This window comes from Pseudomonas benzenivorans (genome assembly GCF_033547155.1).
Classification (GTDB): domain Bacteria; phylum Pseudomonadota; class Gammaproteobacteria; order Pseudomonadales; family Pseudomonadaceae; genus Aquipseudomonas; species Aquipseudomonas benzenivorans_B.
Genome location: NZ_CP137892.1, coordinates 2,891,401 through 2,901,281, shown reverse-complemented (window position 1 = coordinate 2,901,281; position 9,881 = coordinate 2,891,401). Strand labels below are relative to the sequence as shown.

Below are 9,881 nucleotides of genomic sequence, written 5' to 3'. Positions count from 1 at the left end.
CGCTTCGTCAGCGCCACTTGCCGTACAGTTTGTACTGTCTGCGCGGCGCTTGCTCGCGCGCAGCGCATTGGCCGACGGGAGGCCACGATGAGTGAGAGAAGCTGCCCGGCGCTGTTGATCGCCGCGCCGGCCTCGGGCCAGGGCAAGACCACGGTCACCGCCGCCCTGGCGCGGCTGCATGCGCGCCAGGGCAGGCGGGTGCGGGTGTTCAAGTGCGGACCGGATTTTCTCGACCCGATGATCCTCGCCCGCGCCAGCGGCGCGCCGGTGTACCAGCTGGACCTGTGGATGGTCGGCGAGGCCGAGAGCCGCCGGTTGCTCTGGCAGGCGGCGGGGGAGGCCGACCTGATCCTCATCGAGGGGGTGATGGGGCTGTTCGACGGCAGCCCCTCGGCCGCCGACCTGGCCCGGCGCTTCGGCGTGCCGGTGCTGGCGGTGATCGACGGCTCGGCCATGGCCCAGACCTTCGGCGCCCTGGCCCACGGCCTGGCCAGCTTCCAGCCGGACCTGCCGTTCTCCGGGGTGCTCGGCAACCGCGTCGGCAGCGCCCGCCATGGCGAGATACTGCGCGACGCCCTGCCCGAAGCGATCCGCTGGTACGGCGCCCTGCCGCGCAGCGCCGCGGTGGAACTGCCCAGCCGCCACCTGGGCCTGGTCCAGGCCGAGGAACTGAGTGATCTGGACGCGCGCCTGGACGCGGCCGCCGACGCCCTGGCCGCCAGCGCCGAGGTGGCCCTGCCGCCGCCGGTGGCGTTCGCCGCGCCCGAAGCGCAGCGGGTCGACGCGTTGCTGGCCGGGGTGCGCATCGGCGTGGCCTTGGATGCCGCCTTCGCCTTCCTCTACCAGGCCAACCTGGACCTGCTGCGGGCGCTGGGCGCCGAGCTGTGCTTCTTCTCGCCCCTGGCCGACAGCCGGTTGCCGCAGGTCGACAGCCTCTACCTGCCCGGCGGCTACCCCGAGCTGCACCTGGCGCGGCTCGAAGCCAACCAGGCCATGGCCGAGGCGATCCGTGCCCACCATCAGGCCGGCAAGCCGATCCACGCCGAGTGCGGCGGCATGCTCTACCTGCTCGACAGGCTCACCGACAAGCAGGGGCAGAGCGGGCGGATGCTCGGCCTGCTGCCCGGCGCGGCGACCCTGCAACCGCGCCTGACGGCCCTGGCCCTGCAGGAGGTCGAGCTGCCGGGCGGGCGCCTGCGTGGCCACACCTTCCATCACTCGGCCCTGACTTGCGACCTGCAGCCCATCGCCCGGGGCGAGTGCCCGAACTACCGGCGCACCGCCGAGGCGGTGTACCGCCAGGGGCGGCTGACCGCCTCCTACATCCACTTCTACCTGCCGTCGGATCCCGCGGCCGCCGCCGAGCTGTTCCAGCCATGAGCGAGCAGGCCTTCAGCGCGGCGGAGCGGGCAGCGGTGTACCGGGCCATCGCCGAGCGCCGCGACATGCGTCACTTCTCCGGCGGGCGGGTCGAGCCCGAGGTGCTGGCGCGGCTGCTGCAGGCGGCGCACCAGGCACCCAGCGTCGGCCTGATGCAGCCCTGGCGTTTCATCCGCATCACCCGACCGGAACTGCGCCAGGCCATCCAGGCGCTGGTGGAGGCCGAGCGGTTGCGCACCGCCGAGGCCCTGGGCGAACGGGGCGACGCCTTCATGCGGCTCAAGGTCGAGGGCATCGGCGACTGCGCCGAGCTGCTGGTGGCGGCCCTGATGGACAAGCGCGAGGCCCATGTGTTCGGCCGCCGTACTATGCCGGAGATGGACCTGGCCTCGGTGGCCTGCGCCATTCAGAATCTCTGGCTGGCCGCCCGCGCCGAGGGGCTCGGCATGGGCTGGGTATCGCTGTTCGAGCCCCAGGCATTGGCCGAGTTGCTCGCCATGCCACCCGGCAGTCAGCCGCTGGCGCTGCTGTGCCTGGGGCCGGTGACGGCCTTCTACGAGGCGCCGATGCTGGTGCAGCAGGGCTGGACCGAGTCGCGAGCGCTGAGCGAGCTGTTGTTCGAGGACCAATGGGGAACGTCATGAAAGGCCCGCAACGCATCGCCTGCCTGTCCACCGAGACCTGCGAGACCCTCTACCTGCTCGGCGAGCAGCAGCGCATCGCCGGCATCTCCGGCTTCACCGTGCGCCCGCCCCAGGCGCGCCGGGACAAACCGAAGATCAGCGGCTTCAGCACCGCGCGGATCGACAAGATCCTCGCCGTGCAGCCCGACCTGGTGCTGGGCTACTGCGACCTGCAGGCGGATATCCTCGCCGAGTTGGCGCGCGAGGGCCTGGAAGTACACCTGTTCAACCAGCGCGACATCGCCGGCATCCTGCACATGATCGAGACCCTCGGTGCCCTGGTCGATGCCCGCGAGCGCGCCGCCCGCCTGGTCGCCGAGCTGCAGGCCGGGCTGCAGGCGATCCGCACCAGCGCCGCGCAGCTGCCCCGGCGGCCCAGGGTGTATTTCGAGGAGTGGAACGAGCCCCTGATCAGCGGCATCGGCTGGGTCAGCGAGCTGATCGAGCTGGCCGGCGGCGAGGACTGTTTCGCCGAGCTGGGCCGCTTCAAGCGCGCCCGCGAGCGCATCATCGCGGACCCGCAGGAGGTGGTGCGGCGCGACCCGCAGCTGATCATCGGCTCCTGGTGCGGCAAGCGCTTCCGCCCCGAGCAACTCGCCGCCCGTCCCGGTTGGGACGCCATCGCCGCGGTGCGCAGCGGCCAGCTGCACGAGATCAAATCCGCCGACATCCTCCAGGCCGGCCCGGCCGCCCTGACCGATGGCGTGCGTCAGTTGCACGCCTTGATCCGCGGCTGCGTGGAGGCGGGCCCATGAGCCTGGTGTTCGGCGCGGTCGCCGGGGTGGCGCTGGACGCCGTATTCGGCGAGCCCAGGGGTTGGCATCCGCTGGTGGCCTTCGGCCGCCTGGCCGAACGCCTCGAACGGCGCTTCAATTCGGCCGGGCGCGGCTGGCGCAGCCACGGGGTCACGGCCTGGTGCCTGGCGGTGTTGCCCCTGACCCTGCTGGCCGCGCTGCTGGCCCAGCTGCCGGGCCTCGGTTGGGCGGTGGAGGTGCTCGCCCTGTATGCCGCCCTGGGCCTCAAGAGTCTCGGCGAGCATGCCCTGCCGGTGGCCCAGGCCCTGCGCCTGGGGGACCTGCCGCTGGCACGCGCGTGGGTCGGCTATCTGGTCAGCCGCCACACCAGCGAACTGGACGCCGCCGGGGTGGCGCGCGCCGGCACCGAGTCGGTGCTGGAGAACGGCTCGGATGCGGTGTTCGCCGCGCTGTTCTGGTTCCTCGTCGCTGGCGCGCCGGGGGTGGTGCTCTATCGCCTGAGCAACACCCTGGACGCCATGTGGGGCTATCGCAATGCGCGCTTCGAGCGCTTCGGCTGGGCCGCGGCGAAGATCGACGACGCCCTCAACTACCTGCCGGCGCGCCTGGTGGCCCTGAGCTACGCGCTGCTCGGCCGCACCGCCCTGGCCCTGCGCTGCTGGCAGCGTCAGGCGCCAGAGTGGGACAGCCCCAACGCCGGCCCGGTGATGGCCGCCGGCGCCGGTGCCCTGGGCGTGCGCCTGGGCGGCGCGGCCATCTACCACGGCCGCGAGGAGTGGCGCCCGCCACTGGGCGAGGGCGCCGAGCCGCGGGCGCGGGATATCGAGCGGGCGCTGAACCTGGTGTACGGCGGCGTGGCCTTGTGGCTGGCGCTGCTGCTGGTGCTGGAGGTGCTTCTTGCTTGAGCACGGCGGCCGGCTGCGCGCGGCGGCGCAGCGCCAGGGCATCCCCCTGGGCGACTGGCTGGACCTGTCCACCGGCATCGCTCCCTATGGCTGGACCTTGCCGCCTGTTCCCGCGAGCGCCTGGACCCGCCTGCCCGAGGCGGACGACGGCCTGGAGGCGGCCGCCCGCGATTATTACGATGCCGTCAGCCTGCTGCCGGTGGCCGGGTCCCAGGCGGCGATCCAGGCCCTGCCGCGGCTGCGCGAGCGCTCGCGGGTCGGCCTGCTCGCGCCGGCCTACGCCGAACATGCCGCGGCCTGGGAGCGCGAGGGCCACGAGTCGCTGCAACTGGACGGCGACGCCATCGACCGGCAGCTCGAAGCGCTCGACGTGCTGCTGCTGGTCAACCCGAACAATCCCACTGGACGGCGTTTCGCCCCCGAGCAGTTGCTGGCCTGGCACGGACGCCTGGCCGCGCGCGGCGGCTGGCTGCTGGTGGACGAGGCCTTTATCGACTGCACGCCGCAGCACAGCCTGGCGGCCCACTGCGACCGGCCCGGGCTGATCGTGCTGCGCTCGTTCGGCAAGTTCTTCGGCCTGGCCGGCATCCGCCTGGGCTTCGTCCTGGCCGCACCGGCGCTGCTCGAACGCCTGGCCGAACTGCTCGGGCCCTGGGCGGTCAACGGCCCGGCGCGCGCCCTGGCCAGGGTGCTGCTGCAGGACCCGCTCGGCCAGCGTGAACAGCGCCGGCGCCTGCGTGCCGATGGCCGGCGCCTGGCCGAGCTGCTGAGCGCCCGGGGCTGGCCGCCCAGCGGTGGCTGCGCGCTGTTCCAGTGGTGCGCCGACCCGCGGGCGCCAGCGCTGCATGAGTTTCTCGCCGCCCGCGGCATCCTCACCCGCCTGTTCCAGCAGCCCCTGAGCCTGCGCTTCGGCCTGCCGCCGGACGAGGCGGGCTGGGGCCGGCTGGAGCGGGCGCTACAGGCATTCGAGGAGCATTCGGCATGACGACATTGATGGTCCAGGGCACCACCTCCGATGCCGGCAAGAGCACCCTGGTGACCGCGCTGTGCCGCTGGCTCAGGCGCCAGGGCGTGGCGGTGGCGCCGTTCAAGCCGCAGAATATGGCGCTCAATTCCGCCGTGACTGAAGACGGCGGCGAGATCGGCCGCGCCCAGGCGGTGCAGGCCCAGGCCGCCGGCCTGGCGCCGCACACCGACATGAACCCGGTGCTGCTCAAGCCCAACAGCGACATAGGCGCCCAGGTGATCATCCACGGCCGCGCCATCGACAGCATGGATGCCGCCGCCTACCACGACTACAAGCGTGTGGCCATGGACGCGGTGCTGCAGTCGCACCAGCGCCTGTCCGCCGCCTACCCGGTGGTGATGGTCGAGGGCGCCGGTTCGCCGGCGGAGATCAACCTGCGCGCCGGCGATATCGCCAATATGGGCTTCGCCGAGGCGGTGGACTGCCCGGTGATCCTCATCGCCGACATCGACAAGGGCGGGGTGTTCGCCCACCTGGTCGGTACCCTCGCCTTGCTCTCCGAGAGCGAGCAGGCGCGCATCCAGGGTTTCGTGATCAACCGCTTTCGCGGCGACATCGCCCTGTTGCAGCCCGGTCTGGACTGGTTGGAGCAACGCACCGGCAAGCCGGTGCTCGGTGTGCTGCCCTACCTGATGGATTTTCACCTGGAAGCCGAGGACGCCATCGATCAGCGCCAGGCGACCAAGACCGGCGAGCTGCTCAAGGTGGCGGTGCCGGTGCTGCCGCGCATCAGCAACCACACCGACTTCGACCCGCTACGCCTGCACCCGCAGGTCGAGCTGAGCTTCGTCGGTCCCGGCCAGGCGATTCCGCCGGCCGACCTGATCATCCTGCCCGGCTCCAAGAGCGTGCGCGCCGACCTGGCCTTCCTCCGTGAGCAGGGCTGGGAGGCGGCCATCCACAGGCACCTGCGCTACGGCGGCAAGCTGCTCGGCATCTGCGGCGGCCTGCAGATGCTTGGCACGCGTATCGACGACCCCCATGGTCTGGAAGGCGCACCCGGCAGCAGCCAGGGCCTGGGCCTGCTGGAGTTCGCCACCGTACTGGAGCCCGAGAAGCAGCTGCGCAACGTCCGCGGCCGACTGTGCCTGGAAGACGCGCCGGTGTCCGGCTACGAGATCCATGCCGGAGTCAGCACGGGGGCCGGCCTGAACGGCGCCGTGCACCTGGACGACGGCCGCAGCGACGGCGCCCTCAGCGCCGACGGCCGGGTGCTCGGCACCTACCTGCACGGCCTGTTCGAGTCGGGCCCGGCCTGCAGCGCGGTGCTGCGCTGGGCCGGCCTGCGCGAGGTACGGACGGTGGATTACCAGGCCCTGCGCGAACGCGACATCGAACGCCTGGCCGATCTGGTCGAGGCCCATCTGGATACCCAAAGGCTGCGTGAACTATGTGGAGTAGGCCATGCATGAACTGATCCTCGGCGGCGCCCGTTCCGGCAAGAGCCGCCTGGCCGAGCGCCTGGCGGCCGAGTCCGGCCTGGCGGTGACCTACATCGCCACCAGCCAGGCGCTGGACGGCGAGATGGACGCACGGGTCCAGCAGCATCGGGCCCGGCGTCCGGCGCACTGGGCCCTGGTGGAGGAGCCGCTGCAACTGGCCCGGGTGCTGCGCGAGCAGGCCGGCGAGGGGCGCTGCCTGCTGGTCGACTGCCTGACCCTGTGGTTGAGCAACCTGCTGATGCTGGACGATGAGGCACGCCTGGAGGCCGAGCGCGAGGCCCTGCTCGAGTGCCTGGCCGAGCTGCCGGGTCGGATCATTCTGGTCAGCAACGAGACCGGCCTGGGCATAGTGCCGCTGGGCGAGCTGACCCGCCGTTACGTGGACGCCGCCGGCTGGCTGCACCAGGCCCTGGCCGAGCGCTGCCAGCGGGTGCTGTTCACCGTGGCGGGACTGCCGATGGTGCTGAAGGGGGAGCCACTATGACCCAGGCTTGGTGGCAGCAGGCCTGCCGAGCGCCGGATGAGGCGGCGCGCGCCCAGGCCGAGGCGCGCCAGCTGCAACTGACCAAGCCGGCCGGCTCCCTCGGTCAGCTGGAGCGTCTGGCGGTGCAGCTGGCGGCGCTGCAGGGGCGCCAGCGGCCCAGCGTCGAACGGGTGGCGATCGGCATCTTCGCCGGCGACCATGGCGTGGTCGCCGAGGGGGTGTCGGCTTTTCCCCAGGCCGTCACCGGGCAGATGCTGGGCAACTTCGTCGCCGGCGGTGCGGCCATCAGCGTGCTGGCCCGCCAGCTGGGCGCGGCGCTGGAGGTGGTCGACCTGGGCACCGCCCAGCCGCTGCAACTGCCCGGCGTGCGCCACCTGCGCCTGGGCGCCGGCACGGCGAATCTCGCCCGGGGCCCGGCGATGAGCGCCGAGCAGGCCCGCCTGGCCCTGCAGGCCGGTCGCGACGCCCTGCTGCGCGCGCAACAAGATGGCGCCGAGCTGTTTATCGGCGGCGAGATGGGCATCGGCAACACCACCGCGGCCACGGCCCTGGCCTGCTGGCAGCTGGACTGTCCGGCGGCCGCGCTGGTCGGCCCAGGCACCGGCCTGGACGGCGCCGGGGTGGCCCACAAGGCGGCGGTGATCGAGGCGGCCCTGGCCCTGCACCGGCCGGCCATCGTCGAGCCCTTCGATGCCCTGCAACGCCTCGGCGGCTTCGAGATCCTCGCCCTGGTCGGCGCCTACCTGGCCTGCGCCCGGCAGGGCGTGCCGGCCCTGGTCGACGGCTTTATCTGCAGCGTCGCCGCCCTGGCGGCGGTGCGCCTCAACCCCGACTGCCGCCCCTGGCTGCTGTTCGCCCACCAGGGCGCCGAGCCGGGGCATAGGCGCGTGCTGCAGGCCCTCGAGGCCGAGCCGCTGCTGCACCTGGGCCTGCGCCTGGGCGAGGGCAGCGGCGCGGCCCTGGCCGTGCCCCTGCTGCGCCTGGCCTGCCAGCTGCACAGCGAGATGGCCACCTTCGCCGAGGCGGCGGTGGCGGAGCGCGCGCCGTGACGGTCCACCTGGAATTGCTGCGTCATGGCGAGACCGAGCGGGGTGGCGGCCTGCGCGGGCGTATCGACGACGCCCTGACGGATGCCGGCTGGGCCCAGCTGCGTGGGGCGGTGCAGGGCGCCGGCCCCTGGGACCGCCTGATCAGCTCGCCGTTGCAGCGCTGCGCCCGCTTCGCCGAGGAGCTGGCGGCGCAGCGCGATCTGCCGCTGAGCCTGGAGCCGGATCTGCAGGAGCTGCACTTCGGCGCCTGGGAAGGGCGCAGTGCCGCCGAGCTGATGGCCACCGATGCCGAGGCCCTGGGGCGCTTCTGGACCGACCCCTACGCCTGCCCGCCCCCCGGCGGCGAGGCCATGGCGGACTTCGAGGCGCGGGTGCTGGGCGCGCTGCGCCGCCTGCAGCAGCGCCATGCCGGCGAGCGCCTGCTGTTGGTCAGCCATGGCGGGGTGATGCGCCTGCTGCTGGCGCGGGCCCGCGGCCTGGCGCCGGCGGACCTGCTGCAGGTCGAGGTGGCCCACGGCCAGCGCGTGCGCCTGCAATTGGACGCTCACGGTCGACTGAGGGAGCTGGCGTGACCGCGCTGCTGATCGCCCTGCAGTTTCTCACCCGCATTCCGGTGCGCCTGACCGGCATGCCGACACCTGCGCAGCTGGGCCGCTCGCTGCTCTGGTATCCGGTGGTGGGCTTGCTTATCGGCCTGTTGCTGCTGGCCGCCCAGCGGCTGCTCGCGGATGTACCGTCGCTGTTGCAGGCGGCGTTGCTGCTGACGCTCTGGGTCGGCCTCAGTGGCGGCCTGCACCTGGATGGCCTGGCCGACAGCGCCGACGCCTGGGTCGGCGGGATGGGCGACCGCGAACGCACCCTGGCGATCATGAAGGACCCGCGCAGCGGTCCCATGGCGGTGGTGGTGGTGGGGCTGCTGCTGCTGCTCAAGTTCGCTGCCCTGGTGGCCCTGCTCGAGGCCGACCGGGCCCTGGCGCTGCTGCTGGTGCCCTGGCTGGCGCGGGCGCTGCCGCCGCTGCTGCTGCTCTGCACCCCCTACGTACGCCCCGGCGGCCTGGGCCAGGCCCTGGTCGACCACCTGCCGCGGCGTCAGCTGCCTTGGTTGCTGGCCGCCCATGCCGTCGCCATCGCCCTGTTCGGCGCCATGGGCCTGCTGGCCCTGCTGGTGGCCGGGTTGCTGTTTCTCTGGCTACGCCGGCAGCTGCTGCTGCGCCTCGGCGGTACCACCGGCGATACGACAGGGGCCCTGCTGGAGCTGGTGGAATGCGCAGTGCTGGTGGTGCTGGCGCTGTGACGGGGGGCGGGGGCCATGCGGTTATTCAGGCTAGCTAGCCACCGTCAACCACGGCCAACGCTCTCGATAACTTTCCACCTTGCGCAGGAACAATTCGGGTTGGTGGTTCAATGGGTTGATCCGCAGAACCCCACTCTGTAGATCGTCCAGTCCATGAGTGCTGTATAGCTCGCCACTGCGGACATCCAGCCCCAGGCACGTCGCGATGATGAGGTAGCGGTCTATCCCCTCGGTAACCGCTTGCAGGCGCGGATAACCTACGCCGAACTTACCTTCGTACCAGAGATGAACACGGGCCTGGTTCCTGACTTCGACGTTTGCTTCTAGGCCGCGGCAGGCCTGGCGCACGCGTTGGATCACCCGATCTTCGGCTTCCCAGGAAAGGTCATCGTCGAAATAGATGACGTCGTAATCCTTCACGCCCCATCCGGCCGGGAGGCCGGATCGATGGTTCCAGACGGCCTGGAACAGGCAGCCCGCGGTCAACATGCAGGCTGGAAGGTCGAGTTGGGCCATCAGTTCGAGCAGCGCCGCATTGATGGGGTCTTCCATGGCCAGCGCTACTACGCGCTGGTTGCTCAATGACGTCATGCGTCCAATCCCTGGGGAGCACTTTGATGGGGCCGCAAGCTTAACAGCGGAAACTCCGGTGTTGCGCAATCATGTGGAGTCTGCGCTTCAGGGGCAGCCCTTGGAGGGAGTCAGTGGTGGCTGGCCGTTCCAAGTCATCATTGATGACCCTCAGCCGGCCTCGTCCATTGCCACTGCCCGCGCGCCGGCTGTGGCATCGATCGGTCCCAGGCAATGCCTGGCGTGACAAGGGGGAGTGAGGGGCGGATTGCCTTATCCGCCTGCGAGGCTC

The 9,881-nt window shown here is 71.7% G+C and carries 11 protein-coding genes; 10 read left to right on the top strand and 1 reads right to left on the bottom strand.

Annotated features, from left to right (window positions below; translation table 11 throughout):
• The first annotated feature begins 87 nt into the window (after positions 1–87).
• From SBP02_RS13325 to SBP02_RS13280, 10 genes are read left to right on the top strand one after another with little or no spacing between them, the layout of a single operon-like run.
• Positions 88–1,380 (top strand): cobyrinate a,c-diamide synthase, encoded by a 1,293-nt coding sequence (locus SBP02_RS13325; RefSeq protein ID WP_318642336.1) that lies wholly within the window; start codon positions 88–90, stop codon positions 1,378–1,380.
• The gene (gene bluB, locus SBP02_RS13320) at positions 1,377–2,024 is read left to right on the top strand and encodes a 5,6-dimethylbenzimidazole synthase (protein WP_318642334.1); all 648 of its coding nucleotides are present in this window, start codon (positions 1,377–1,379) and stop codon (positions 2,022–2,024) included. The genes SBP02_RS13325 and bluB overlap by 4 nt, the downstream gene beginning before the upstream one ends.
• On the top strand, positions 2,021–2,818 hold the full coding sequence (locus SBP02_RS13315) for a cobalamin-binding protein (protein ID WP_318642332.1): 798 nt from the start codon (positions 2,021–2,023) through the stop codon (positions 2,816–2,818). Before bluB ends, SBP02_RS13315 begins: the two co-directional genes overlap by 4 nt.
• Positions 2,815–3,723, top strand: coding sequence for an adenosylcobinamide-phosphate synthase CbiB (gene cbiB / locus SBP02_RS13310; protein WP_318642329.1), 909 nt, complete (start codon positions 2,815–2,817; stop codon positions 3,721–3,723). The genes SBP02_RS13315 and cbiB overlap by 4 nt, the downstream gene beginning before the upstream one ends.
• Positions 3,716–4,708 carry a threonine-phosphate decarboxylase CobD gene (cobD, locus tag SBP02_RS13305; RefSeq protein ID WP_318642326.1) on the top strand — a complete coding sequence of 331 codons (993 nt, stop codon included), beginning with the start codon at positions 3,716–3,718 and terminating at the stop codon, positions 4,706–4,708. The genes cbiB and cobD overlap by 8 nt, the downstream gene beginning before the upstream one ends.
• Positions 4,705–6,162 carry a cobyric acid synthase gene (locus SBP02_RS13300; RefSeq protein ID WP_318642324.1) on the top strand — a complete coding sequence of 486 codons (1,458 nt, stop codon included), beginning with the start codon at positions 4,705–4,707 and terminating at the stop codon, positions 6,160–6,162. The genes cobD and SBP02_RS13300 overlap by 4 nt, the downstream gene beginning before the upstream one ends.
• Positions 6,155–6,676, top strand: a complete 522-nt coding sequence (cobU, locus tag SBP02_RS13295; RefSeq protein WP_318642322.1) for a bifunctional adenosylcobinamide kinase/adenosylcobinamide-phosphate guanylyltransferase — start codon at positions 6,155–6,157, stop codon at positions 6,674–6,676. The genes SBP02_RS13300 and cobU overlap by 8 nt, the downstream gene beginning before the upstream one ends.
• Complete coding sequence (gene cobT, locus SBP02_RS13290; RefSeq protein ID WP_318642320.1) at positions 6,673–7,725, top strand: nicotinate-nucleotide--dimethylbenzimidazole phosphoribosyltransferase; 1,053 nt, start codon at positions 6,673–6,675, stop codon at positions 7,723–7,725. The genes cobU and cobT overlap by 4 nt, the downstream gene beginning before the upstream one ends.
• Positions 7,722–8,297: an alpha-ribazole phosphatase family protein gene (cobC, locus tag SBP02_RS13285; protein WP_318642318.1), complete on the top strand. Its 576-nt coding sequence runs from the start codon at positions 7,722–7,724 to the stop codon at positions 8,295–8,297. The genes cobT and cobC overlap by 4 nt, the downstream gene beginning before the upstream one ends.
• A complete protein-coding gene (locus SBP02_RS13280) occupies positions 8,294–9,019 on the top strand; it encodes an adenosylcobinamide-GDP ribazoletransferase (RefSeq protein WP_318642316.1) in 726 nt (241 codons plus the stop codon). Before cobC ends, SBP02_RS13280 begins: the two co-directional genes overlap by 4 nt.
• A 30-nt stretch (positions 9,020–9,049) precedes the next feature.
• Here SBP02_RS13280 and SBP02_RS13275 read toward each other — a convergent pair whose 3' ends face one another.
• Positions 9,050–9,610: a nucleotidyltransferase family protein gene (locus SBP02_RS13275; RefSeq protein ID WP_318642314.1), complete on the bottom strand. Its 561-nt coding sequence runs from the start codon at positions 9,608–9,610 to the stop codon at positions 9,050–9,052.
• Positions 9,611–9,881: the final 271 nt, after the last annotated feature.